Origin of the sequence: Aurantimonas sp. (genome assembly GCF_964217435.1) — a bacterium.
GTDB classification, from domain to species: Bacteria; Pseudomonadota; Alphaproteobacteria; order Rhizobiales; family Rhizobiaceae; genus Aurantimonas; species Aurantimonas coralicida.
In genome coordinates this window covers 1-23,165 of record NZ_CAXPJM010000053.1, presented here as the reverse complement: position 1 = coordinate 23,165, position 23,165 = coordinate 1, and the positions used below count along the sequence as shown (strand labels likewise).

The following is a 23,165-nucleotide window of genomic DNA, read 5'->3' as shown; positions in this document are numbered from 1 at the left end:
CCGCCGCAAACTGATTGGCAGCAACCCTGCACGGCGCGACGAGCCAGAACGGCCCTCTGCGGCGTCATGACCTGCGACGGACGTTCGCTCTCCCGTCCCGGAGGCACCCGCTCGCGCTTGCCTTGCGCCGGCTCTCCCGGCAGCTTGGTCGGGTGACGCAATGGGAGGTGTCGAAATGAAGAGGACTTTGTTGACGTTCATGACCATTGCCCTGGCGTGGTCGCCGGTCGAGGCACGGACCGAGGCGGCCGCCTGGGTGGTCAAGGAACAGATCGCCGAGGCCTGCGATGGCGGGCGGGGCACGATCGATCCGGTCGGTGTGATCGAGCGCGACCTCGACGGCGACGGCAAGTCGGACCTCATCCTGTCCCACGATGCGATCTTCTGCAGCGACGGCCGGTTCGGTCGCAGCATATTCTGCGGCGCGCAGGTCTGCTCGGTGATCTTCTATGTGCGCCGTGGCGGGCTCCTGAAGAAGGTCGGCGAGGTGCTCGGCGGCGGCGTCACGATCGGCCAGGGCCGCCGCCCGCCCATCTCCATGTACGGGCATGGCGGCCAGTCGGTCTCGGTGAAGTGGAACGGCAAGGCGTTCGAGTGAGGCGTGGCGCTGCGCGGGGCGTGACGGGCGACGGCGCGTCGGTGACGGCCGTTCTGCAGCGCCTCTGATACCGCCACCGTCGAGGCATGGGTCCTCGGGTCAAGCCCGAGGATGACGCGCGGCGGATTTGGCGGCCAGCCATCGTTCGCCTCTGCGGTCGCTTCTGTTTCTGCGTTTTGACCACGTTCTGTTCAGCGTTGGCTTCCAGCTTCCAGCTTCCGCCTTCGCTATCGCCGCCGCGACCGCCATCGTCGTGGTCGTCATCGTCGCCGCTCTGCATCGGCCAGCACGCGCCGTCCAGTGCGCTTACGCGCCAAGCTCCCGAACAAGGTCGTCATCCTCGGGCTTGACCCGAGGACCCATGCCAAATCCTCGCAGCCGCCTACCGCCTCGCGGGCATGGGCTCCGCCACGTCGCGGCAAACGCTGCGCCTCTCGCTTGGTAACCGGCCGCGCAACTGCCGCATCCCAACCGACGCGGCTCATGCGCCCGCAACACCCGCCGCCAGCGCAGAACGCCGCCTCGCGCCACCCCGCTTGATCGACATCAAAGCGCCGGACACTCGCCGCTGCCACACCACCCCCATCCCGCAATTGCGATCGTCTGATCGAATCGGCGTCCGGCGGGCATGTGACCGAGGGGGTTCCTGACGTGAAATACCAAACCGAGGCGATGTTCATCGGCGGCGCGGCGCTGGTCGCGCTGCTCGGGGCCGGCTTTGCCAGGGATGCGCAGTTCGCCGCGCATGCCTATGTCCTGTTCTTCATCCTGGCGGGCGCGACGGTGGTGCTGCTGCGGCGCATCGAATTCGCCGATGCCGCGCAGATCCCGCTGAAGACCAACGGCACCGAATATGCCGACGAGGTGGTGCGCTACGGCGTCATAGCGACGGTCGCCTGGGGCATTGTCGGCTTTCTCGTCGGCGTGCTCGCCGCCGCGCAGCTCGCCTGGCCCGATCTCAACATCGAACCCTGGTTCAATTTCGGCCGCGTGCGTCCGCTGCACACCTCGGCGGTAGTCTTCGCCTTCGGCGGCAACGCGCTGATCGCCACCTCCTTCTACGTCGTCCAGCGCACCTGCCGGGCGACCTTGTGGGGCGGCAATCTCGCCTGGTTCGTGTTCTGGGGCTACCAGCTCTTCATCGTCCTGGCGGCGACCGGCTACCTTCTCGGCATCACCCAGAGCCGCGAATATGCCGAGCCGGAATGGTATGTCGATCTGTGGCTGACGGTGGTGTGGCTCGCCTATCTGGCGGTGTTCCTCGGCACGCTGATCCGCCGCAAGGAACCCCACATCTACGTCGCCAACTGGTTCTACCTGGCCTTCATCGTGACCATCGCGATGCTGCATGTGGTCAACAATCTCTCGATGCCCGTCTCCTTCATGGGCGCCAAGAGCTATTCGGCCTTCTCCGGCGTGCAGGATGCGCTGACCCAGTGGTGGTACGGCCACAACGCCGTCGGCTTCTTCCTCACCGCCGGCTTCCTCGGCATGATGTACTACTTCATCCCGAAGCAGGCCAACCGGCCGGTCTATTCCTACCGCCTGTCGATCATCCACTTCTGGTCGCTGATTTTCCTCTACATCTGGGCCGGTCCGCACCACCTCCACTACACCGCCCTGCCCGACTGGGCGCAGACGCTCGGCATGGTGTTCTCGATCATGCTGTGGATGCCCTCCTGGGGCGGCATGATCAACGGCCTGATGACGCTGCAGGGTGCCTGGGACAAGCTGCGCACCGATCCGATCCTGCGCATGATGGTCATCTCCGTCGCCTTCTACGGCATGTCGACCTTCGAGGGTCCGGTGATGTCGATCAAGGCGGTGAACTCGCTGAGCCACTATACCGACTGGACCATCGGCCACGTCCATTCCGGCGCGCTCGGCTGGGTCGGCATGATCTCCTTCGGCGCGGTCTACCATCTGGTGCCCAAGCTCTGGCACCGCGAGCGGCTCTACAGCCTGCGCCTGGTCAACTGGCACTTCTGGCTCGCGACGCTCGGCATCGTCGTCTACGCGGCGGTGATGTGGGTCTCGGGCATCATGCAGGGCCTGATGTGGCGCGAATACGGAGCCGACGGCTACCTCGTCTACTCCTTCGCCGAAACCGTCGCGGCCATGCATCCCTACTACGTGCTGCGCATGCTCGGCGGCCTGATGTACCTCGCCGGCGCGCTGATCATGGCCTTCAACGTCTACAAGACCATCCGCGGCGAGATCCGGTCGGAAGTACCGATGGGCGGCCAGACGCCCGCAATCCAGATGGCAGGGTAAGGGGCCAGACATGAGCAAGGAAACCGAACGTCCCACCCTCGACGGCGCCCTGCCGGAAGTGAAGGCCGACCCGGTCGCCCGGGGCATTCTCGCCAAGCATGGCCGGGTCGAGCGCAACGCCACGCTGCTTCTCGTCCTGTCCCTGCTGGTGGTCAGTGTCGGCGGCATCGTCGAGATCGCGCCGCTGTTCTACCTGGAGAACACCATCGAGAAGGTGGAGGGCATGCGGCCCTACTCGCCGCTCGAGCTCGCCGGGCGCAACATCTACATCCGCGAGGGCTGCTACACCTGCCACAGCCAGATGATCCGGCCGTTCCGGGACGAGGTCGAGCGCTACGGCCATTACAGCCTCGCGGCCGAATCCATGTTCGACCATCCGTTCCAGTGGGGGTCGAAGCGCACGGGCCCCGATCTCGCCCGTGTCGGCGGTCGCTACAGCGACGAATGGCACGTCCAGCACATGATCGAGCCGCGCTCGGTCGTGCCGGAATCGGTGATGCCGTCCTACGGCTTCCTGGCGACCACCGATCTCGACATGCGCGATCCGGCCGGGCACCTGCGAGCCAATCGCGCGGTCGGCGTGCCCTACAGCGACGAGATGATCGAGAACGCGAAGGCCGACCTGATGGTCCAGGCGACCGCCAATGGCGACACGACCGGTCTTCTCGCCCGCTACCCCAAGGCGATCGTCGGAACCTTCGACGGCAACAACCAGCGTCTCACCGAGATGGATGCGCTGGTCGCCTACCTGCAGATGCTCGGCACCCTCGTGGACTTCTCCGTCTACGAGCCGGAACGCAACGACCGCTAGGAGCCTCCGGATGGATTTCGACTACCACAGCATGCGTGCCTTCGCAGACAGCTGGGCGCTTCTCGCCCTGACGCTGTTCTTCCTCGGCGTTCTCGCCTGGGTCCTGCGGCCGGGCGCCAAGCGCGCCGCCGACGATGCCGCCAGCATCCCCTTCAAGGAGGACTGACCGATGAGCGATCACAAGGACATCGACGACGTCAGCGGCATCGAGACGACCGGCCATTCCTGGGACGGCATCAAGGAGCTCAACAACCCGCTGCCGCGCTGGTGGCTGTGGACCTTCTACGCCTCCATCGCCTTCGCGGCGGTCTACACGGTGCTCTATCCGGCCTGGCCCCTGGTCAACTCGGCGACGACGGGCCTGCTCGGCTGGTCGAGCCGAGCGGATCTGCGCACCGAGATGTCGGCGCTGGAGTTGGCGAATGCCGACCGGATCGCGGCCATCCGCACGTCGGACGTCGCGACCATCGCCGCCGATCCGGAACTGCGTCCCTTCGCGATCGCCGCCGGCGAAGCGTCCTACAAGGTCAATTGCGTCCAGTGCCATGGCTCCGGCGCCGCTGGCAGCCCGGGCTATCCGAACCTCAACGACGACGCCTGGATCTGGGGCGGTTCGCTGGAGGAGATTGCCGTCACGCTGCAGCACGGCATCCGCTATGCGCCGGACCCCGACACCCGGGTCGCCGACATGCCGGCCTTCGGTCGCGACGGCATTCTCGACCGCGACCAGATCGCCGACGTCTCGCAATATGTCCTGTCGCTGACCGGCCGCGACGACCGGCCCGACGCCGCAACGCGCGGTGCCGACATCTACGCGCAGAACTGCGTCTTCTGCCATGGCGAGTCGGGCGAAGGCATGAAGGAGGTCGGCGCGCCCGCGCTCAACGACGCGATCTGGCTCTACGGACGTGACGCGACCGCCATCGCGACGCAGATCAGCCGCCCGCGCCATGGCGTCATGCCGGCCTGGGGCGAGCGCCTCGGCGACACCGCGATCAAGGAACTCGCGGTCTATGTCCACAGTCTCGGCGGCGGCGAATAGGATCCCGTCGCCCGGTCGCGAGGGAGGTCGCGACCACAGCCCCCGGCCCGCCAGCCGGGGGCTTCGTCTTGCCGGCAAGGCCCGTTCACAATGGTGCGCTCCTGCGACGCACCCGCGCACCGCCGGGCGTTGATGCAGATCAAGGCCGGTCCGCCGGGGCGGGTCTATCGACACGGATGCCGCCCTGCGGTGCCCGCCGAACGTCGAGAGAGACCATGCTGCATCAGCCCGACATCGAACGCCTCGACGTCGAAGCCGTCAACGCCGCCAGTCGCCAGGACCAGCCGCTCTACGCCAAGCGCGAGAAGATCTTCCCCAAGCGCACCGAGGGGCAGTTTCGCCAGCTGAAATGGCTGATCATGGCGATCACCCTCGGCATCTACTACGTGACCCCGTGGCTGCGCTGGGATCGTGGTCCCTACGCGCCCGATCAGGCCGTCCTGATCGACATGGCCAACCGGCGATTCTATTTCTTCTTCATCGAGATCTGGCCGCAGGAATTCTTCTTCGTCGCCGGGCTTCTGGTCATGGCCGGCGTCGGCCTGTTCCTAGTCACCTCCGTCGTCGGCCGGGCCTGGTGCGGCTACACCTGCCCGCAGACGGTCTGGACCGACCTCTTCCTCGTCATCGAGCGCTTTTTCGAGGGCGATCGCAACGCCCGCATCAAGCTCGACAAGGCGCCCTGGAGCGTCGACAAGCTGCGCAAGCGGGTCCTAAAGCACGCCACCTGGATCGTCGTCGCCGTGGCGACCGGCGGCGCCTGGATCTTCTACTTTGCCGACGCCCCGAGCCTGCTGATGAGCTTCGTCACCGGCGAGGCGCCGTTCATCGCCTATGCCACCGTCGCTCTCCTGACCGCCACCACCTACGTTTTCGGCGGGCTGATGCGCGAGCAGGTCTGCATCTACATGTGTCCCTGGCCGCGCATCCAGGCGGCTATGCTCGACGAGGATTCGCTCACCGTCACCTACAATGACTGGCGCGGCGAGCCGCGGACCCGCGGCGCCAAAAAGGCCGCGGCGGCGGGCGTGCCGGCCGGCGACTGCGTCGACTGCAACGCCTGTGTCGCCGTCTGCCCGATGGGCATCGACATCCGTGACGGCCAGCAGATGGCCTGCATCACCTGCGCCCTGTGCATCGACGCCTGCGACGGCGTCATGGACAAGCTCGGCCGCGAGCGCGGCTTGATCTCCTACGCGACGCTCAGCGACTACAACGCCAACATGGCCGCCGCCACGGATCCTGCGACCGGCGCCATCGACCCGTCCCGCGTGCGCGACCATGCGGGCCGCTTCATCGCGGGGCTGAGGCATTTCGACTGGCGCATCATCCTGCGCACCCGCACCTTGATCTACCTGGCCATGTGGTCGGCGATCGGCGTCGGGCTGACCATCGCGCTGCTGGCCCGCGACCGTCTGGAGATCAACGTCCAGCACGACCGCAACCCGGTCGCCGTCACCCTCGCCGACGGGTCCATCCGCAACGGCTACACCGTGAAACTGCTCAACATGCTGCCGCAGCCGCGCACCATCGGGCTGGCGCTCGAAGGCCTGCCGGAGGCGACGATGACCATCGCCGACATCGATGCGCCGGCCGCGCGAAGCTTCGACATTCCCGTCGCGCCGGATCAGCTGCGTGCCCTGCGAGTCTTCGTCGCCCAGCCGGCGAGCGCGCTGCAGGCGGGCGAGACCAGCTTTCGCTTCGTGGTCACCGATCCGGTCGTGGGCGAGACCGACAGCTATTCCGCAACTTTCGAGACGGGGAACTGACCCATGCTGCGTCGCGTGTTTCGTCCTGACAAATTCACCGGCCTGCACATGATCGGCGTCATGGCGCTGTTCTTCGGCACCATCATCTCGGTCAATCTCACCCTGGCCATCTTCGCCAGCACGAGTTGGAGCGGCCTTGTCGTCAAGAACAGCTATATCGCCAGCCAGCACTTCAACGAGCTGACGGCCGAGCGCACCGCTCAGGCCGGGCGCGGCTGGACGGCGACGACGGCTTATTCCGAGGGTATCTTCCAGGTCGATCTGCGCGATGCCGCGTCCCGCCCCCTGCCGGGCGCGATGGTGGCGGCCACCATTGGACGCCCCGCCACCGAGCGCGACGACCGGACCGTGCGCCTCGCGCCGCTGCGCTCCGGTGGCTACGGCGTGACCACCGATCTCGCGCCGGGGATCTGGGAGGCACAGGTCCGGGTCGAGGCGACCGGCGAAAAGCCCTGGCAAAGCGCCATCCGCTTCGTGGTCAAGTGAGCGCACGATCATGAGCTGCTGCGGCACCGCCTTCACGCTCCCCGCTGACCTGAGCGACGTCGCCGGTCCCGTCGATGCACGGACCGAGGAACTGCGCCATGCCGGGCGGCAGGCCCCGGACGGCACGGTGACCTATGTCCTGTCGGTGCCCGGCATTCGCTGCGGTGCCTGCCTGTCGGCCATCGAAACCGCCCTGAAGCCCCTGCCTGGCATCGTCTCGGTTCGGGTCAACCTCACCCTGCGCCGGGTGACCGTGGTCACACGCTCCGCCGAAATCTCACCGGGCGTCATCACCAGCGCACTGGACGCGCTCGGCTATCCCGGCACGCCCGTCGATCTCGGCGACCTCGAAACCCTGGGCGCCCGGCGCGAATCGACACGCCTGCTGACGGCGCTGGCCATCGCCGGCTTCGGGGCGGCCAACATCATGCTCCTGTCGGTCTCCGTCTGGTCCGGGGCCGATGCGGCGACGCGGGACCTCTTCCATCTCGTCTCGGCCCTGATTGCGGTGCCGACCGTGGCCTTCGCCGGCCAGCCCTTCTTCCGCTCGGCGGTCTCGGCGCTCAGGGTCGGGCGCCTGAACATGGATGTCCCGATCTCGCTGGCCGTCCTCCTGGCCCTGGCCATGAGTCTCTACGAGAGCCTGAACGGCGGCGCCGAAGCCTATTTCGACGCGGCCGTGACGCTGATCTTCTTCCTGCTGGTGGGCCGGTATCTCGACCAGCGCATGCGCGAGCGCGCCCGCAGCGCCGTCGTCGCCATCTCGCGACTGGCCGCACGCGGCGCGACGCTGCTCGCCGATGGGGAGACGCGCTACGTGCCCCTCGACGAGGTGCAGCCCGGCATGGTCCTGCGCGTCGCCGCCGGCGAGCGGATGCCGGTCGATGCGATGGTCCTCACGGGCCGGAGCGAACTCGACCGCTCGCTCGTCACCGGCGAGAGCGCGCCCTTCGCCGTGGCGCCGGGCGCCCGGGTCGAGGCGGGCACCCTCAACCTGTCTGGCGCCCTGGAGGTCGAGGCGCTGACGAGCGCGGACGATTCCTTCCTCGCCGAGATCGTCCGCATGATGGAAGCGGCCGAGACCGGTCGCGGGCGCTATGTCCGCGTCGCCGACCGTATGGCGCGGATCTACGCGCCGGCGGTCCATCTCCTCTCTGCGGCGACGTTCCTGCTCTGGCTGATCGCGACGGGCGGCGACTGGTATCAGGCGCTCTATGCGGCGATTGCGGTTCTGATCGTCACCTGCCCCTGCGCGCTCGGCCTTGCCGTTCCGGTGGTCCATGTCATCGGCGCCGCGCGCCTCTTCGAGGCCGGCATCCTGATGAAGGATGGCACGGGGCTCGAGCGGTTGGCCGAGATCGACACGGTGCTGTTCGACAAGACCGGGACCCTGACGACCGGCACGCCCCATGTCACGGCGTCGAACATGCTCGCAACCGGCCGCGACGTGGCGCGCGCTCTCGCCGGCCGCTCGAACCACCCCGCCGCGCTCGCCATCCGCCACTATCTGGGAAGCGGTTCTGTGGCGGAGCTCGACGATATCCGGGAATGGCCGGGATGCGGTATCGCCGCTGTCTGGCAGGGCCGCCACGTGCGGCTCGGACGCCCGGACTGGGTCGCCGAGATCGCGGGCCAGGCAGCGCCTGCGACCGAGGGTGTCAGCTTCGCCATCGAGGGGCAGACAACGGCGAATTTCGCGCTCGGGGAATCGCTGCGGACCGGCGCGCATGAGGCTCTCGAAGCCCTGCGATCGGCCGGGCTCAACACCGAGCTGCTGTCGGGCGACGGCGAGGTGGCGGTGCGCAGGGTGGCCGGCGAACTGGAGATCGGGCATGCGGCAGCCGGCCAGTCGCCGGCGGCGAAGATCGAACGGATCTGCGCGCTACAGGCAGGCGGTGCCCATGTCCTGATGGTGGGTGACGGCCTCAACGACGCGCCGAGCCTGGCCGCCGCCGATGTCTCCATGGCGCCGGCCTCGGCCTGCGATGCCGGGCGGCTCGCCGCCGACTTCGTCTTCACGCGCGACAGCCTGCGCAGCGTGCCCTTTGCCCATGACATCGCGCTGCACGCGAAGCGGCTGGTGCGACAGAATTTCGGACTGGCGATCGCCTATAATTGCATCGCCGTGCCGCTGGCCATGGCGGGTCTGGTCACGCCGCTCGTGGCGGCCATCGCCATGTCGGCGTCCTCGATCGTCGTGGTGGCCAACAGCCTGCGACTGTCGGGAGGCGGTTTCGACGGCAAGGCGGGAACGTCGGCGCAGCCGTTCGCCGAAAGCCAGTCACAGGCGTTCGAGCCAGTTGCCGAGGCAACGGCATGAATATCTTGCTGGTCCTTGTGCCGATCGCGCTGCTGCTCGGGCTGGTCGGACTCGGAGCATTCCTGTGGACCGTCCGCACCCGCCAGTACGAGGATCTCGACGGCGCGGCATGGCGCATTCTCGCCGACGACGACACGCCGCCGGGCGACAGGTGACGCCACGCACCGGGGTCGCCGGTGCGTGGCGGTCGTGATCAGGCGTCGTCGGGCTCGAAATCCATGGCGACGCCGTTGATGCAGTAGCGCAGCCCCGTCGGCGGCGGACCATCCGGGAAGACATGGCCGAGATGGCTGCCGCACTGGCTGCAATGGCACTCGGTGCGGACCATGCCGTGGCTGCGATCCTCGGTGGTTTCGACGGCGCCCTCGACCGGCGTGTCGAAGGACGGCCAGCCGGTGCCGCTCTCGAATTTCTGGCCGGCGATGAACAGCGGCTGACCGCAGCCGGCGCAGGTGAAGGTCCCCGGCCGCTTCTCGTGCAGCAGGGCACAGCTGCCCGGGCGCTCCGTCCCGTGGCCGCGCATCACCTGATACTGCTCCGGCGACAGCATCGCGCGCCATTCGGCATCGGTGCGTGTGACGGGGTAGGTCTTGGCGTCCATGTCGGTATCCTTCCGTGTCTGATCCGGTCCGTCGGGAACGAAGCCCGCCGCAGCGGATTGCCCCCCGAACGGATCGGCTGGCTCCCATATAGGGGCGCTGCCGCCGCAACGCACGGGAGTGTCAGATGAGCAATGTACCGGACAGGTTCGACAACCAGCAGAACAATCCCGACGCCCAGGATCGCGACCAGGACGTCAGCTACCGCCAGAACGCGCCGAAGGCGCGGCCCTCGCAGGACAACGCCTTCGATCGCCCGGGCAGCGTCGACCGGCTGGGCGGCGAGATCGAGCGGCGCCCGGCCGAGGCGGTCGAAGGCGATGGCACGGCTGACGACACCTAGGCCAACCAGGAGATCCGACATGAAAAAGGGCGGCGCTGCGGCGCCGCCCTTTTGCGTTCTGACGAGGCGCGCTGAGCCTTAGCGGCCGCGGCTCTTCTCGTAGCGCTCGCGGGTTTCCGCATTCGGCGGATAGAGGCCCGGCAGCGCAACGCCGCGATCGACCTCGGTCATGATCCAGGCTTCCAGTTCTTCCTGCTCGACGCAGGCATCGCGCACCTCGTCGACCAGCGCGGCGGGAATCACCACGGCGCCATCGTCGTCCGCCACGATCAGATCGTCCGGGAACACCGCGACGCCGCCGCAGGCGATCGGCTCCTGCCAGCCGACGAAGGTCAGGCCGGCCACCGAAGGCGGCGCGGCAACGCCCGCGCACCAGACCGGCAGACCGGTGCCGCGCACGCCGGCGAGATCGCGCACGACGCCGTCGGTGACGAGGGCGGCGACGCCCTTCTTGACCATGCGGGCACACAGGATGTCGCCGAAGATGCCGGCGTCATCGACGCTCATGGCGTCGACGACGGCGATGCAGCCGTCGGGCATCGCCTCGATCGCGCCGCGGGTGGAATTGGGCGACGACCAGGATTCCGGTGTCGCCAGATCCTCGCGCGCCGGCACGAAGCGCAGCGTGAAGGCGCGGCCGACGATCCGCTCCATGCCGTCTTCCATCGGCATCGGGCCGCGCAGCCAGACATTGCGCAGACCCTTCTTCAGGAGGATCGTGGTGATCGTCGCGGTGGCGATCTTGCGAAAGACTTCGTTGGTCGAGGTTTGGCTCACGGAACACGCTTCCTGCTGATGACGGTGGCCATCGATACCGCAAGTCGCGTTGCGATCAAATGCCAAGTCAGCCTGATGAAGCGCGATCGGCGCCCACGCGCGCCGGCGAACCCGGGCGAATCTCGTCGGACTGGCAGCGCCCGACGCCTGCGGCTTCGAGGTCCCGCCAGGCCCGCGCCAGCGAGCCGTCGAGGTCGATCGACCGGCAGGCATCCTCCACGACGACCACCTCGAAGCCGGCTCGGCGCCCGTCCAGCGCCGTCCAGGCGACGCAGAAATCCGTTGCCAGGCCCGCCACGAAGACCCGGCTGACGCCGCGCTCGCGCAGATATCCGGCTAGCCCCGTTTGGGTGGCGTGGTCGGCTTCGACGAAGGCGGAATAGCTGTCGACGGACGGATGGAAGCCCTTGCGGACGATCATCTGAACGTCGGGGACATGCAGGGCGGGATGGAAGTCCGCGCCGCTCGTGCCCATGACGCAGTGGTCGGGCCACAGCACCTGCGGCCCATAGGGCAAGGTGATCATCTCGAAGGCGTTGCGCCGATGGCTGGACGCAAAGGAGACGTGGTCCGGCGTGTGCCAGTCCTGGGTCTGGACGACGACGGGAAAATGCGGTGCCAGCGCGTTGATCGGCGCCACGACGCTGTCGCCGTCGAGCACCGCCAGGGCGCCGCCCCGGCAGAAGTCGTTCTGTACGTCGACGATGATCAGCGCATCGTCATGCTTGATATCGATATTCGCCATAAGCCGAACCTGACAGTTCGTTCGCCGCGAGGAAAGTCCGCAGGCGCAGCAACGGCACCCGGAGCCACATTCCGTGAGCCCAAACGGCAACGGCCATGCCGGGATCTCCCCGGCATGGCCGTTGCGTCTGAAACTCGGTCGTACGGTCTGGCGGTGTCAGCGAAGGCTGGCAGCGGCGCGCAGATCGGCCTTCGGCGAGACATCGAGTATGTCGCCCGTGCGGGTGATCATCAGGTCCTCGGTGGTGCCGCCATTGCGGGACGGAACCTGAACGGTCAGCGTCTCACCGTCCGACAGCGTCGAGACGAAACGCAGCGGGCTGCCCGTCTCGCCGGCCTGCAGCGTGGTCACGACGCGGAAATCTTCGCCCTCGACCGTGTAATAGGCCGCGCCCTTGACGCCGCCGAGATCGATGGTCTTGCCAGCCAGCGGCTTCAGTTCTTCGGCCTGTGCGGCGCCGAATGCGAACAGGGCGATGGCGGCGGTTGCGATTGCAGTCTTCATGTCTTTGGTCCCTCTGAAGAAGAATTGGACCTCCCTGCCCCGACAGCTAGGCGTCTTTGCTGCAGCGCACAACGGCATGGCAGCCATGAAATATTGTCGGACCGCCTCCCCAAATCGGGCGATTGCCGATGTCTATCGCGGCACGTGCGGCGAACTCCCGTGCCCAGCGCGACGCCTCCGCCATGGCAAAGTCACGGTCGGACCCTATGATTGCGGGAAATCAGGCATGCGGCCCGACCGCTTGCAGCAGTCTTGGAGCCAACGAAATGTATCACCGGATCGCGTCGACACCCCTGGCCCTGCTTCTGGCAGGCGCGATGGCGGCCGCGCTGCAATATCCCGCCGCCGCGCAGACCGAGGCGCCCGCGCTCGATGGCGAACCCGGTTCGGAATTCGTCGAGGTTTCGCTCGGCGACTGGGACCTGAAGACGGCGCTGGCGACGGATCTCGGCATCAAGGTCTCCGAGCTGCCTCTGACCATCTCGGTAACGCCGGAACTCGCCGGCAAGGTCTGCCCGATCTCACGCGAGGACCTTGCGCAGCAGGAGGTCATCAGCCCGACGCGGACCTGCGCGGCGAAGGAAATGACCGAGGAACTGCGCGACGAGGTACGCCGCGGAATCGAGGCCGGGACCGCGCAGGAATAGGCGGCCACGCCTGCCGCCATCACCGGTCGCTGTACGCTATGCTCCCGAGGGGCAGCTTTCATGCGTACTGCGTCCGGAAAGCCCCACCAGCGTCACACCTTCGCCGGAATTGAACCCTCTGTCGTTCTCGCCCGCGGCGTGACCCGGTTCGTGCGCGTCTCGCGCTCGATCAGGTTGCGACGGTCCGTCCGGTCCAGCGTGCGAGCCGGGTTCGTGCAGTCTTGCGAAACGATCGTCAGACGTGGGCAACAGATCCTTAATTTCCTTGCGATCATATGGTGCCGCGCCAACGTCGCGGTGCCGATCCGACAGACAGCCGGGTTCTACGGAACCGTAGAAAGACGAAGATGGTCATGCGCATTCCCGCCCTCGCTCCTGTCGCGGCTCTCGCCGTACTCCTCGCCGGCTGCGTGGGAGACGACATGGACATGGCCGCGCTCGACCTCTCGGCCCCGCAGGACGACGCCCATTGCCGAAGCCTGCTGATCATCCCCGGCGAACTGGTCTATGCCCAGTGCCGGCTGGCGCTGCGCAAGACCTATCTGAACAATTACAACGCCCGCAAAATCGCGATCCAGCAGCAATACGGCATGCTCGACGAGCGGTTGGACCAGGCGCTGCGGGCCGACGCCTTCTGCAATTACGACGAGGCCGTGAAGGCGTCGATCGAGGTGCAGGACGAGCTGTCCCTCGCCGAGATCGCCTATGCCAGTTGCGGCACCACGCGGGAGCGCCTGCAGGAGGAAATCGTCTCGGCGACGGGGGTCGACGGCTTCGCCTTCACGGCTGCCGAACGCCCGACCGTCATCGATCAGAACGTCGCCGCAATCCGCGAATCGCGGGCGGTGATCCAGGGTCCGCCGACCAATGTCGCGGCAAACTGAGGGGTCGCGACATGCGGCTTGAAGAGCAACGCGGTGCAGTGCGGTAAATGCAGCACTCTGTTGCAGGATTTAACGAATCTTGAGCCTTGGCGGCCCTTGCAAACGGGACCGTTTTCGGATTGAGAGAGCAGAGGGACGAACACGGAGTTTCAGGCGCTTATGAAGGGTTCTTCATAATCCGCAGTCACACGTCGGAGCCAAACGCTTCTATTCCGTCACGTTGCCTGCGATGTGTGGCATTTCCGCACTTGCCCGTACCACCCAAACGCAACAGGTTCTTGTCGCACCGGCCGCAAAAAGGCGTCGGAATATTCAAGCTGCGGCACCAACCGTCACATTGATAGGTAGTTCAAAATGAAGAAAATCGTCATCGCATCGGTCGCGGTCGTCGCCCTCGCATCCTTCGCTGGCTGCATGGGCAAGGGCATCGGCAAGGGCAAGGGCAAGGCACCGGTTGCTGAGCCGATGGTCGTCGAGCAGACCTACGTCACCAAGGGCTGACCTTGGTTTCTTGGAGGGAGTCGCTCCGGCGCTCCCTCCAAGCGCCGACCAACTACTGGTCCACGCTACGCGTTCCGCGATGCTCGACATCGGGGGGCGCTTCTATGTCTTGTCCCCGTCGAATGGCCCCTGGCCGTCTTCGACTTGAAAGGCCGACAATGTCTTCGAAATTCCTGCGAATCGCGTTCGCCGCGGCTCTCGGCGCCCTCGTGACGGGCTGTACCTCGAACTCGGCCAATACCATGTCGGCCGGTGCGCCTGTGAACTCCAGCGCCGCGCTCGTCGCGCCGGCCGCCTTCGCTCCGCCTCCCGGACAGTCCGGCGCCGCGCAGCAGCTCTCCAAGCCCTATTTCATCGACTTCCGCGCCCGCAACGCAATGAGCTATGGCCACACCTTCGTGGTCTTCGGGAAGCTGGACCAGAACGGCCGTGTCCCGACCGACTCGAAGGGCGTGCTGATTCCCGGCGTGACCGAGGTTGCCGGCCTGCATCCGGCGTCGACCAGCAACGTGCCCTATACGATCGGCCACTTCCTGCCGGTGCCGTCCGAGACCGGCCCCAGCGACGGCGACACCGAGATCGCCTACATGACCGCGAACTACCGGATCGACCTGACCGAGGAAGAGTATCGCGACGTCGTCGGCTATATCCGCAGTCTGCAGGACTCTTCGCCGGTCTGGCACGCGGTGCTCTACAATTGCAGTTCCTTCGTCGGCGACATCGCCGAACATATGGGCCTCAAGGCGCCCAACCACATGCTGTTCCCGGAGAACTACATCAACACGCTGAAGGAAATGAACACGTAGGACCGTCCCCGCGACGCTTCTCGTTCATCGACGATCAGGCCCGGCCGCGACAGCGCGCCGGGCTTTTTCGTGCCTGCCGCAACGAGCCGGATCGGTCGGTTGTCGTCCGAGCCGCTGCAGCGTCTATCGCGCCGCTGCGCCGACGCTGGCCACCAGATCGGCGAAGCGTTCGCCCTGCACGGCGATATGCGCCCGCAGTTCCCGCTCGGCCGTCTCGCCGTCGCCGGCAGCGATCGCGGCGACGATGCGCTCATGCTCCTGCAGCGACTGCTTCATGCGCTGCGACACCCGCAGCTGCAGGCGGCGATAGGCCTTCAGCCGCATGTGCAGCCGTTTCGCCTCGGCCGCGAGGAACGCATTGCCGCAGGCGTCGTAGATCGCGTGGTGGAACCGCTCGTTCTCGTAATAATAGGCGTCGGTATCCTGCTGGGCTGCCGCTGCGCTGCAGGCGACGAGTGCCGCCTGCAAAGCCGCCAGGGCCTGCGGCGCCGCACGGCGCGCGGCCAGGCGTCCGGCCATGCCCTCAAGCTCGGCCATCACCTCGAACATCTCCACCAGTTCGCCGAGGCCGACCTGCCGCACGAAGGCGCCGCGATTGGGCAGCTGTTCGATCAGTCCGGCCGATGCCAGCTGGTTGATCGCCTCCCGGACCGGGGTGCGCGACACCGCAAAGCGGCGGGCGATCGCCTGCTCGTCGAGGCGCTCGCCCGCCGTGCGGGCATTGGTGACGATTTCCTGTTCGAGCGCGTCGCGGATCTCGCTGGCCTTGGGCCGCGCCGAGGCGAGCCCGCCCTTCGAGACGGCAGCGGACTTGCCATCCCCGGCGGGAGGCATGATCGTCGCTGCGGGAACATCCGATACGCTCATCCAGATCGTATACAATCCAATTGACAAGGCATGCAAGAGAGTATTGGCTTGCCCCAACGCGTCGGGAGGCGCGGCAGAACAATCAACGGGAGGAGAATTCCATGAAGACGATGTTGCTGACGGCCGTATGTGGCCTTGCCCTGACAGCTTCCGCCCTGGCGCAGGACGTGACTTTGCGCGCCTCGCACCAGTGGCCGGGCGGCAAGGGCGACGTGCGCGACGAGATGGTCCAGATGATCGGCAAGGAGGTCGAGGCCGCCAATGTCGGGCTGAAGGTCCAGGTCTTCCCGAACGGTTCGCTGTTCAAGCCGCGCGACCAGTGGGGCGCCGTGACCAAGGGCCAGGTGGACATCACCGCCTTCCCGCTGGATTACGCGTCCGGCCGTCATCCTGAGTATTCCGCGACGCTCATGCCCGGCCTGGTCGGCAACCACGACCGCGCCCAGCGGCTGAACGATTCGCCCTTCATGGACGAAATCAAGAAGTCGATCGACGAGGCCGGCGCCCTCGTCCTGTCGGATGCGTGGCTCGCCGGCGGCTTCGTGTCGTCCAAGACCTGCATCACCAGCCCGGAAAGCGCCAAGGGCCAGACCCTGCGCGCCGCTGGACCGGCCTTCGAGCAGATGCTGGTCGGAGCGGGCGCGTCGATCTCGTCGATGCCGTCCTCGGAAATCTACACCGGCATGCAGCAGAACGTCCTGCAGGGCGCCAACACCTCGTCCGGTTCGCTGGTGTCCTATCGCATCTACGAGGTCTCGACCTGCCTGACCGCGCCGGGCGAGAACGCCCTGTGGTTCATGTACGAGCCGATCCTGATGTCGAAGCGCTCCTTCGAGAAGCTGAACAAGGAACAGCAGGATGCGCTGATGGCCGCCGGTGAGAAGGCCGAGGCCTATTTCGCAGAGGAAGCGTCCAAGCTCGATGCCGAGCTGATCGAGGTCTACAAGAAGAACGGCGTCGAGGTCACCGAGATGACGAAGGAGAACTACGACGCCTGGCTCGCGATCGCCAAGGAGACCTCCTACAAGGAGTTCGCCGAGAAGGTCCCGAACGGTCAGGCGCTGATCGACGCGGCACTGGCCGTCGAATAGCCCGTAACGCCGACAATGCGACAACGGGGGCCGGCCTGGCCGGCTCCCGTTTCCCAGGCCTCAAGCTCGGAATCTGACATGCGGTCCTTCATCCGCGCCGTCTCGGCGGTCTCGCGCCTTCTCGGCGTCATCGGTGCCCTGTTGCTGCTCGCAGCGATCTTCGCCGTCTCGCACATGGTCTTCGTGCGCTACGTTCTCGTGCAGTCGACCGTCTGGCAGACCGAGTTCACGATCTTCGCCATCGTCGCGGCCACCTTCCTCGGGGCGCCCTGGGTGCTCATCGAGCGCGGCCATGTGAATGTCGACATCCTGCAGATCGCCTCGGGGCCGCGGGTCCGCGCCATCCTGCAGGCGCTGTCGGGTCTCGCCTCGCTCATCTTCGTCGGGCTGATCGCCTACGCCTCCTGGTACCATTTCCACGAGAGCTGGACGAATGGCTGGATGACCGAATCGGTCTGGGCCATCCCGCTCTGGATCCCGGTCCTGCCCATGCTGGTCGGCACCGTCTGGCTCGCCGTTCAATACATCGCCGAACTGATGCGCCTGTGGCTCGATGGTGCCGATCCGCACCTCGCCAACCAGGACACCCTGTTCTCCGATACCGTCAAGAAAGCCTGATCGATGAGCCCGACCGTCTCCGGTTTCGCCATGCTGGGCGTCCTGCTGGTGCTGCTTGCCATCGGCACGCCCATCGCCTTTGCCCTCGGCCTCGTCTCCATGGGCGCGCTGTTCGTCGTCTACGGGCCGTTCTTCCTCGAAACGCTCGGTGAGCAGTTCTTCGGCGGCATGGCGTCCTTCGGCCTCGTTGCCATCCCGATGTTCATCCTGATGGGCGCCGCCGTCGCCTCCTCGCCCGCCGGCAAGGACCTCTACGAGGCGCTCGATCGCTGGCTCAACCGGGTGCCCGGCGGCCTCGTCCTGTCCAATCTCGGCGCCTGCTCGATCTTCGCGGCCCTGTCCGGGTCTTCGCCCGCCACCTGTGCGGCGATCGGCAAGATGGGCATTCCCGAAATGCGCCAGCGCGGCTATCCGCCGGAGATCGCGGCCGGTTCCATCGCCGCCGGCGGCACGCTCGGCATCCTGATCCCGCCCTCGGTGACGATGATCGTCTACGGCATCGCCACCGAAACCTCGATCGGCCGCCTGTTCCTGGCCGGCGTCGGTCCCGGCATCATGCTGACCGTGTTCTTCATGATCTGGACCATCTACGCCTGCAAGCGGCAGGGTCTGGGTCTCACCGAACTGTCGCAGCGCTTCTCCATGCGCGAGCGCTTCGCCGCGCTGCCGCGGGTGCTGCCCTTCCTGGCGATCATCGTCGCTGTGCTCTTCGTCCTGTATGGCGGCGTCGCCACGCCGTCCGAGGCAGCCGGTGTCGGGGCGCTGTTCTGCCTGATCCTCGTCGCGGTGATCTACGGCATGATCTCGCGCACCTGGCGCTTCTCGCAGATGACGGTGATCTTCCGCGACACGCTCAAGGAGAGCGTGATGATCATGCTGATCATCGGCGCGTCCGAGCTCTTCGCCTTTGCCCTGTCCTCGCTGTTCATCACCCAGTCGATCGCTGCCTTCATCGCCGACATGGACGTGAACCGCTGGGTGCTGATGGGCGTCGTCAACCTCTTCCTGCTGGTCGCCGGCTTCTTCCTGCCGCCGGTCGCGGTCATCCTGATGACGGCGCCGATCCTGCTGCCGATCATCACCGGTGCCGGCTTCGACCCCTACTGGTTCGCCGTGATCCTGACGATCAACATGGAGATCGGTCTGATCACGCCGCCGGTCGGCCTGAACCTCTATGTCATCAACGGCATCGCGCCCGACATCACGCTCGGCCAGATCCTGCGCGGGTCCCTGCCCTACGTCGTCTGCATGATCCTCGGCATCATCACCCTGTGCCTGTTTCCGCAGATCGCCCTTCTCCTGCCCGAACTCGTCATGGGGCCTGAGCTATGAGCCGAGTCTCCCTTCTGTCCGACCTTCTCGATTCGATCGGCGCCCGGTCCTGGTTTCTCGGCGACAACGCCAACCGGACGATCGGCGTCGGCCAGCTGGCGGCGCTCTGCCACGAACTCGTCTCCTCGCGCGGCGAAGCCTCCGGCGTGCGCCTCGCGGCCGAAATCCTGCGCGGCTTCCGCGGCCTCAGCGAATCCGACGCCGAGCGCTTCTTCCAGATGCTGGCGGATGAGTTCACGCCGGACCAGGCGGCCCTCACCGATGCGGCCGCCGCGTTTCTCGACACGCCGGACGCCGAGACCCTGGCACGGCTCCAGCACCATGCCGAGGCCCCGCGCCAGGAGCTGTTCCGCCGCCTGAACCTTGCACCGGGCGGCACCGCCGAACTGGTCACGCTGCGCGAGCGCCTGCTGCCGCTCCTCAAGGCCGACCGCAAGCGCTACGGTCCGGTTGATGCCGATCTCTGCCATCTGTTCCAGTCGTGGTTCAATCGCGGCTTCCTGCTGCTGCGGCCGATCGACTGGAACACGCCGGCCAGCATCCTGGAAAAGATCATCCGCTACGAGGCGGTCCACGCCATCGGCAACTGGGATGAGCTGCGCCAGCGGCTCGCCCCGCCGGACCGGCGCTGCTTCGCCTTCTTCCACCCCTCGATCCCGGACGATCCGCTGATCTTCGTCGAGGTGGCGCTGACCGCGGAAATCCCGGCGTCGATCGCCTCGGTGCTCGACCCGCAGCGCACGGCCCTGTCGCCGCAGGACGCGCAGACCGCGGTTTTCTATTCGATCTCCAATTGCCACAAGGGCCTGGCCGGCGTGTCCTTCGGCTCCTTCCTGATCAAGCAGGTGGCGCAGGATCTGAAGGACGCAGTCCCGAACCTGCGCACCTTCGTGACGCTGTCGCCGGTTCCCGGCTTTGCCGGCTGGCTCGCAGCACTGCCGCCCGCCACGATCGACCGGCTGGAAGCGCCGGAAAAACGCGCGATCGAGATCGTCGGCGAGCCCGGCTGGGCCGGCGATCCGGCCAAGGCCGAAGCTGCCCGTCCCGGATTGCTGTCGCTCGGCGCCCGCTATTTCCTGCGTGCCCGGCGCCCCCGCGGCGGACCGGTCGATCCGGTCGCCCGCTTCCATCTCGGCAATGGCGCGATGCTCAACCGCATCATGCATCTGGGCGACGTCTCGCCGGGCGGCCTCGCCCAGGCCCACGGGCTGATGGTCAATTACCTGTACGACCTGCCGCGCGTCGAGCAGCGTCACGAGGCCTATGCGGCGGATGGCGACATCGCCGCCAGCCGGGCCGTGACGTCGCTGCTCCCCAAGCGCGGCGAAGTTGATTCCATGAAGGACGTAGCATGACAAACCCGCTCTTCGACGGCCTCCTCGCCACGGGACGCACGACGCCGGACAAGTGTTTCGCGATCCTGCCCGACGGCCGCGAATTCACCTATGCCGACGTCGATGCGGCCTCGGCGCGCTTTGCCAATGCCCTCGTGGCGCTGGGCGTCGAGCCGGGCGATCGGGTGGCCGTGCAGGCCGACAAGTCGATCGAAGCGCTGATGCTTTATCTGGGCACGGTGCGCGCCGGCGGCGTCTTCCTGCCGCTCAACACCGCCTATACGCCGACCGAGATCGACTACTTCCTCAACGACGCCAAGCCGCGCGTCTTCGTCTGCGACCCGGCCAAGCGCGACGGGCTGGCTGCTACGGCCGAGGGCGCAGGCGCGCGCCTCGAAACGCTTGGCGCCCGCGCCGCGGATGCCGGAAGCCTCAACGCGCAGGCCGATGCGGCTTCCGGCGAATTCGCCACGGTCGCGCGCCAGCCGAGCGACCTTGCCGCGATCCTCTACACCTCGGGGACGACCGGCCGCTCCAAGGGCGCCATGCTCACCCAGGACAATCTCCTGTCCAACGCCGAAGTGCTGCGCGACTACTGGCGATTCACCGCCGACGACGTGCTGCTGCACCTCCTGCCGATCTTCCACACCCACGGCCTGTTCGTCGCGTCCAACACCGCGATGATCGCCGGCGGCACGATGATCTTCCTGCCGAAATTCGACGTCGAGCAGGTGTTCAAGTACCTGCCCCAGGCGACCGCGATGATGGGCGTGCCGACCTTCTACACCCGTCTTCTCGCCGACGAGCGTCTGAACCGCGAGCGCACCTCCCATATGCGGCTGTTCACCTCGGGCTCCGCGCCGCTGTTGGCCGAGACCCACCGCGCCTTCGAGGAGCGGACCGGCCAGCGCATTCTCGAGCGCTACGGCATGACCGAGACCAACATGTCGACCTCCAATCCCTATGACGGCGAGCGCCGTGCCGGAACCGTCGGCTTCCCGCTTCCCGGCGTCGAGCTCCGCATCGTCGATGCGGACACCGCCAAGCCGCTGCCCGACGGCGAGATCGGCGTCATCGAGGTCAAGGGTCCGAATGTCTTCTGCGGCTACTGGCAGATGCCGGAGAAGACCGCCGCCGAATTCCGCGCCGACGGCTTCTTCATCACCGGCGATCTCGGCCTGATCGATCCGCAGGGCTATGTGACGATCGTCGGCCGCGGCAAGGACCTGATCATCTCCGGCGGCTTCAACATCTATCCCAAGGAAGTCGAGCTGGCCCTCGACGAACTGCCGGGCGTCGTCGAAAGTGCCGTCATCGGCGTGCCGCATCCCGATTTCGGCGAGGGCGTCGTCGGCGTCGTCGTGGCCGAGCGGGCGCTGGACGAGGCCGCGCTGACGGGTGCGCTGGCCGAACGGCTGGCCCGCTTCAAGCAGCCCAAGCGCATCGTCTTCGTCGACGAACTGCCGCGCAACACCATGGGCAAGGTGCAGAAGAACATCCTGCGGGACCGCTTCGCCGATCTCCTTGGCGGCAAGTGACCGCAAGGCCGATGGCCGCATGATGTGCGCGGGGCCGGCGAAGTGTCGCTGGCCCCGCCCCATCCCATTGCTCCCCGGCGGCGCCGGGCGATAGAACGGATCGCGAGTGCGGGCCGCATCCGGGATCCGGATTCGGCGCGCCGCCCTTTTCAGCGGCCGTCCGATGCCCGGCATGGCCGCCATCCGTTCGAGAGGAACCCCGTCATGTCCAACGCTTCGGCCGCCGCGCCTTCGCCGTCTGCGTCTCCGTCCGCCGGTTTCGACTGGGCCGATCCGTTCCGGCTCGAGGACCAGCTCTCCGAGGACGAGCGGCTGATCTTCGAGACCGCCCGGTCCTATGCCGAGGAGAAGCTGCGGCCGCGCATCGTCGAGGCCTATCGCAACGAGACCACCGACCGCTCCATCTTCAACGAGATGGGCGAACTCGGCCTGCTCGGCCTGACGCTGCCCGAGGATTATGGCTGCGCCGGCGCGTCCTATGTTTCCTACGGCCTCGTGGCGCGCGCCGTCGAGGCGGTGGATTCGGGCTATCGCTCGATGATGAGCGTCCAGTCCTCGCTGGTGATGTATCCGATCTTCGCCTATGGCGACGAGGCCCAGCGCCGCAAGTACCTGCCCAAGCTCGCCACCGGCGAATATGTCGGCTGCTTCGGCCTGACCGAGCCCGATGCCGGCTCCGATCCCGGCGGCATGACCACGCGGGCCGAGAAGATCGACGGCGGCTACCGCCTGTCGGGCGCCAAGATGTGGATCTCCAATTCGCCCATCGCCGACGTCTTCGTCGTCTGGGCGAAGTCCGCCGCCCATGCATTCGCGTTATGTGGTCGACCTGAACCGTGATCCGGCCGGCCGTGCGCTCTATCCGGGGGCAGACAATACCGAGATCTGCCCGACCCGCGGCTTTGATACCGCGCCGCGGTACCGCAGCGGGCAGGAGCCGGACGAGGCCGAGGTGGCACGCCGCGTCGACGAATACTGGCGTCCCTACCATGCCCGGCTGGCTGCCGAACTGGATGCGATCCGCGCCCGCCACGGCTTTGCCATCCTGCTGGACGGCCACAGCATCGCTGCCGAAGTGCCGCGCTTTTTCGAGGGCCGGCTGCCCGACCTCAACCTCGGCAGCAACGACGGCCGCAGCTGCGCGCCGGCCCTGGCGGCCCTGGCCTGTGACATCCTCGGCGGCCAGGACCGTTTCAGCCATGTCCATAACGGCCGTTTCAAGGGCGGCTACATCACCCGCCAGTATGGCCGGCCGGCCGAGGGCCTGCATGCCCTGCAG

The 23,165-nt window shown here is 66.9% G+C and carries 25 protein-coding genes and 1 pseudogene; 21 read left to right on the top strand and 5 right to left on the bottom strand.

Annotated elements, in window-relative coordinates; translation table 11 throughout:
• The first annotated feature begins 199 nt into the window (after positions 1-199).
• The 9 genes from ACEQX1_RS17550 (at position 200) to ccoS (ending at position 9,455) form a co-directional block, all read left to right on the top strand.
• Positions 200-598, top strand: a complete 399-nt coding sequence (locus ACEQX1_RS17550; protein ID WP_370195864.1) for a hypothetical protein — start codon at positions 200-202, stop codon at positions 596-598.
• A gap of 672 nt (positions 599-1,270) precedes the next feature.
• Positions 1,271-2,872: a cytochrome-c oxidase, cbb3-type subunit I gene (ccoN, locus tag ACEQX1_RS17545; RefSeq protein ID WP_210310355.1), complete on the top strand. Its 1,602-nt coding sequence runs from the start codon at positions 1,271-1,273 to the stop codon at positions 2,870-2,872.
• 10 nt (positions 2,873-2,882) lie between these two features.
• Positions 2,883-3,683 carry a cytochrome-c oxidase, cbb3-type subunit II gene (ccoO, locus tag ACEQX1_RS17540; RefSeq protein ID WP_370195674.1) on the top strand — a complete coding sequence of 267 codons (801 nt, stop codon included), beginning with the start codon at positions 2,883-2,885 and terminating at the stop codon, positions 3,681-3,683.
• A gap of 10 nt (positions 3,684-3,693) precedes the next feature.
• A complete protein-coding gene (locus tag ACEQX1_RS17535; RefSeq protein ID WP_024352303.1) occupies positions 3,694-3,849 on the top strand; it encodes a CcoQ/FixQ family Cbb3-type cytochrome c oxidase assembly chaperone in 156 nt (51 codons plus the stop codon).
• Positions 3,850-3,852: 3 nt separating this feature from the next.
• On the top strand, positions 3,853-4,725 hold the full coding sequence (gene ccoP / locus ACEQX1_RS17530; RefSeq protein ID WP_370195673.1) for a cytochrome-c oxidase, cbb3-type subunit III: 873 nt from the start codon (positions 3,853-3,855) through the stop codon (positions 4,723-4,725).
• A gap of 215 nt (positions 4,726-4,940) precedes the next feature.
• Positions 4,941-6,494: a cytochrome c oxidase accessory protein CcoG gene (ccoG, locus tag ACEQX1_RS17525; RefSeq protein WP_187389673.1), complete on the top strand. Its 1,554-nt coding sequence runs from the start codon at positions 4,941-4,943 to the stop codon at positions 6,492-6,494.
• A gap of 3 nt (positions 6,495-6,497) precedes the next feature.
• Positions 6,498-6,980: a FixH family protein gene (locus ACEQX1_RS17520; RefSeq protein WP_187389674.1), complete on the top strand. Its 483-nt coding sequence runs from the start codon at positions 6,498-6,500 to the stop codon at positions 6,978-6,980.
• A 10-nt stretch (positions 6,981-6,990) separates the two neighbouring features.
• The gene (locus ACEQX1_RS17515) at positions 6,991-9,300 is read left to right on the top strand and encodes a heavy metal translocating P-type ATPase (RefSeq protein WP_370197239.1); all 2,310 of its coding nucleotides are present in this window, start codon (positions 6,991-6,993) and stop codon (positions 9,298-9,300) included.
• On the top strand, positions 9,297-9,455 hold the full coding sequence (ccoS, locus tag ACEQX1_RS17510) for a cbb3-type cytochrome oxidase assembly protein CcoS (RefSeq protein ID WP_277026932.1): 159 nt from the start codon (positions 9,297-9,299) through the stop codon (positions 9,453-9,455). Before ACEQX1_RS17515 ends, ccoS begins: the two co-directional genes overlap by 4 nt.
• A 38-nt stretch (positions 9,456-9,493) precedes the next feature.
• On the opposite strand, the gene msrB is transcribed toward ccoS, so the two are convergent.
• Positions 9,494-9,901, bottom strand: a complete 408-nt coding sequence (gene msrB / locus ACEQX1_RS17505) for a peptide-methionine (R)-S-oxide reductase MsrB (RefSeq protein WP_024352298.1) — start codon at positions 9,899-9,901, stop codon at positions 9,494-9,496.
• 125 nt (positions 9,902-10,026) lie between these two features.
• Between msrB and ACEQX1_RS17500 the strand changes: the two genes are divergently transcribed.
• On the top strand, positions 10,027-10,242 hold the full coding sequence (locus ACEQX1_RS17500; protein WP_370195671.1) for a hypothetical protein: 216 nt from the start codon (positions 10,027-10,029) through the stop codon (positions 10,240-10,242).
• 78 nt (positions 10,243-10,320) lie between these two features.
• Here ACEQX1_RS17500 and ACEQX1_RS17495 read toward each other — a convergent pair whose 3' ends face one another.
• The 3 genes from ACEQX1_RS17495 to ACEQX1_RS17485 all read right to left on the bottom strand — a co-directional run bounded on the left by ACEQX1_RS17495 (position 10,321) and on the right by ACEQX1_RS17485 (position 12,268).
• On the bottom strand, positions 10,321-11,019 hold the full coding sequence (locus ACEQX1_RS17495; protein ID WP_009209591.1) for a ribonuclease activity regulator RraA: 699 nt from the start codon (positions 11,017-11,019) through the stop codon (positions 10,321-10,323).
• 67 nt (positions 11,020-11,086) lie between these two features.
• Positions 11,087-11,764, bottom strand: coding sequence for a bifunctional nicotinamidase/pyrazinamidase (pncA, locus tag ACEQX1_RS17490; protein ID WP_370195855.1), 678 nt, complete (start codon positions 11,762-11,764; stop codon positions 11,087-11,089).
• A gap of 156 nt (positions 11,765-11,920) precedes the next feature.
• Positions 11,921-12,268, bottom strand: coding sequence for a hypothetical protein (locus tag ACEQX1_RS17485; RefSeq protein WP_370195854.1), 348 nt, complete (start codon positions 12,266-12,268; stop codon positions 11,921-11,923).
• A 266-nt stretch (positions 12,269-12,534) separates the two neighbouring features.
• Here ACEQX1_RS17485 and ACEQX1_RS17480 point away from each other — a divergent pair, with 266 nt between their 5' ends.
• The 4 genes from ACEQX1_RS17480 to ACEQX1_RS17465 all read left to right on the top strand — a co-directional run bounded on the left by ACEQX1_RS17480 (position 12,535) and on the right by ACEQX1_RS17465 (position 15,106).
• Positions 12,535-12,915, top strand: a complete 381-nt coding sequence (locus tag ACEQX1_RS17480) for a hypothetical protein (protein WP_370195853.1) — start codon at positions 12,535-12,537, stop codon at positions 12,913-12,915.
• A gap of 353 nt (positions 12,916-13,268) precedes the next feature.
• Positions 13,269-13,799, top strand: a complete 531-nt coding sequence (locus ACEQX1_RS17475; RefSeq protein ID WP_230785264.1) for a hypothetical protein — start codon at positions 13,269-13,271, stop codon at positions 13,797-13,799.
• Between the two features lie 354 nt (positions 13,800-14,153).
• A complete protein-coding gene (locus ACEQX1_RS17470; protein ID WP_085931392.1) occupies positions 14,154-14,300 on the top strand; it encodes an ABC transporter in 147 nt (48 codons plus the stop codon).
• 158 nt (positions 14,301-14,458) lie between these two features.
• Positions 14,459-15,106 carry a hypothetical protein gene (locus tag ACEQX1_RS17465; protein ID WP_228240967.1) on the top strand — a complete coding sequence of 216 codons (648 nt, stop codon included), beginning with the start codon at positions 14,459-14,461 and terminating at the stop codon, positions 15,104-15,106.
• Between the two features lie 123 nt (positions 15,107-15,229).
• Here ACEQX1_RS17465 and ACEQX1_RS17460 read toward each other — a convergent pair whose 3' ends face one another.
• Complete coding sequence (locus tag ACEQX1_RS17460; protein ID WP_024352290.1) at positions 15,230-15,973, bottom strand: GntR family transcriptional regulator; 744 nt, start codon at positions 15,971-15,973, stop codon at positions 15,230-15,232.
• 101 nt (positions 15,974-16,074) lie between these two features.
• Here ACEQX1_RS17460 and dctP point away from each other — a divergent pair, with 101 nt between their 5' ends.
• The 7 genes and pseudogenes from dctP to ACEQX1_RS17425 form a co-directional block, all read left to right on the top strand.
• Entirely contained in the window at positions 16,075-17,064 is a 990-nt protein-coding gene (gene dctP / locus ACEQX1_RS17455) for a TRAP transporter substrate-binding protein DctP (RefSeq protein ID WP_024352289.1), read from the top strand.
• Positions 17,065-17,142: 78 nt separating this feature from the next.
• On the top strand, positions 17,143-17,682 hold the full coding sequence (locus ACEQX1_RS17450; protein WP_370195851.1) for a TRAP transporter small permease subunit: 540 nt from the start codon (positions 17,143-17,145) through the stop codon (positions 17,680-17,682).
• Positions 17,683-17,685: 3 nt separating this feature from the next.
• Positions 17,686-19,014 (top strand): TRAP transporter large permease, encoded by a 1,329-nt coding sequence (locus ACEQX1_RS17445; RefSeq protein ID WP_009209583.1) that lies wholly within the window; start codon positions 17,686-17,688, stop codon positions 19,012-19,014.
• Complete coding sequence (locus ACEQX1_RS17440) at positions 19,011-20,369, top strand: malonyl-CoA decarboxylase (protein ID WP_370195849.1); 1,359 nt, start codon at positions 19,011-19,013, stop codon at positions 20,367-20,369. The genes ACEQX1_RS17445 and ACEQX1_RS17440 overlap by 4 nt, the downstream gene beginning before the upstream one ends.
• Positions 20,366-21,886 carry a malonyl-CoA synthase gene (locus tag ACEQX1_RS17435; RefSeq protein WP_370195848.1) on the top strand — a complete coding sequence of 507 codons (1,521 nt, stop codon included), beginning with the start codon at positions 20,366-20,368 and terminating at the stop codon, positions 21,884-21,886. Before ACEQX1_RS17440 ends, ACEQX1_RS17435 begins: the two co-directional genes overlap by 4 nt.
• Positions 21,887-22,090: 204 nt before the next feature.
• Positions 22,091-22,693: pseudogene (locus ACEQX1_RS17430) on the top strand (acyl-CoA dehydrogenase family protein); the annotation flags it as partial.
• On the top strand, positions 22,692-23,165 hold a 474-nt coding region (locus ACEQX1_RS17425; RefSeq protein WP_372521751.1), incomplete at its 3' end, for an N-formylglutamate amidohydrolase. The pseudogene ACEQX1_RS17430 and the gene ACEQX1_RS17425, both read left to right, overlap by 2 nt.

Coding starts and splice junctions, on each gene's coding strand:
- ACEQX1_RS17550 (WP_370195864.1), top strand. CDS start 200: ATGACCATTGCCCTGGCGTGGTCGCCGGTCGAGGCACGGACCGAGGCG.
- ccoN (WP_210310355.1), top strand. CDS start 1,271: ATGTTCATCGGCGGCGCGGCGCTGGTCGCGCTGCTCGGGGCCGGCTTT.
- ccoO (WP_370195674.1), top strand. CDS start 2,883: ATGAGCAAGGAAACCGAACGTCCCACCCTCGACGGCGCCCTGCCGGAA.
- ACEQX1_RS17535 (WP_024352303.1), top strand. CDS start 3,694: ATGGATTTCGACTACCACAGCATGCGTGCCTTCGCAGACAGCTGGGCG.
- ccoP (WP_370195673.1), top strand. CDS start 3,853: ATGAGCGATCACAAGGACATCGACGACGTCAGCGGCATCGAGACGACC.
- ccoG (WP_187389673.1), top strand. CDS start 4,941: ATGCTGCATCAGCCCGACATCGAACGCCTCGACGTCGAAGCCGTCAAC.
- ACEQX1_RS17520 (WP_187389674.1), top strand. CDS start 6,498: ATGCTGCGTCGCGTGTTTCGTCCTGACAAATTCACCGGCCTGCACATG.
- ACEQX1_RS17515 (WP_370197239.1), top strand. CDS start 6,991: ATGAGCTGCTGCGGCACCGCCTTCACGCTCCCCGCTGACCTGAGCGAC.
- ccoS (WP_277026932.1), top strand. CDS start 9,297: ATGAATATCTTGCTGGTCCTTGTGCCGATCGCGCTGCTGCTCGGGCTG.
- msrB (WP_024352298.1), bottom strand. CDS start 9,901: ATGGACGCCAAGACCTACCCCGTCACACGCACCGATGCCGAATGGCGC.
- ACEQX1_RS17500 (WP_370195671.1), top strand. CDS start 10,027: ATGAGCAATGTACCGGACAGGTTCGACAACCAGCAGAACAATCCCGAC.
- pncA (WP_370195855.1), bottom strand. CDS start 11,764: ATGGCGAATATCGATATCAAGCATGACGATGCGCTGATCATCGTCGAC.
- ACEQX1_RS17485 (WP_370195854.1), bottom strand. CDS start 12,268: ATGAAGACTGCAATCGCAACCGCCGCCATCGCCCTGTTCGCATTCGGC.
- ACEQX1_RS17480 (WP_370195853.1), top strand. CDS start 12,535: ATGTATCACCGGATCGCGTCGACACCCCTGGCCCTGCTTCTGGCAGGC.
- ACEQX1_RS17475 (WP_230785264.1), top strand. CDS start 13,269: ATGCGCATTCCCGCCCTCGCTCCTGTCGCGGCTCTCGCCGTACTCCTC.
- ACEQX1_RS17470 (WP_085931392.1), top strand. CDS start 14,154: ATGAAGAAAATCGTCATCGCATCGGTCGCGGTCGTCGCCCTCGCATCC.
- ACEQX1_RS17465 (WP_228240967.1), top strand. CDS start 14,459: ATGTCTTCGAAATTCCTGCGAATCGCGTTCGCCGCGGCTCTCGGCGCC.
- ACEQX1_RS17460 (WP_024352290.1), bottom strand. CDS start 15,973: ATGAGCGTATCGGATGTTCCCGCAGCGACGATCATGCCTCCCGCCGGG.
- dctP (WP_024352289.1), top strand. CDS start 16,075: ATGAAGACGATGTTGCTGACGGCCGTATGTGGCCTTGCCCTGACAGCT.
- ACEQX1_RS17450 (WP_370195851.1), top strand. CDS start 17,143: ATGCGGTCCTTCATCCGCGCCGTCTCGGCGGTCTCGCGCCTTCTCGGC.
- ACEQX1_RS17445 (WP_009209583.1), top strand. CDS start 17,686: ATGAGCCCGACCGTCTCCGGTTTCGCCATGCTGGGCGTCCTGCTGGTG.
- ACEQX1_RS17440 (WP_370195849.1), top strand. CDS start 19,011: ATGAGCCGAGTCTCCCTTCTGTCCGACCTTCTCGATTCGATCGGCGCC.
- ACEQX1_RS17435 (WP_370195848.1), top strand. CDS start 20,366: ATGACAAACCCGCTCTTCGACGGCCTCCTCGCCACGGGACGCACGACG.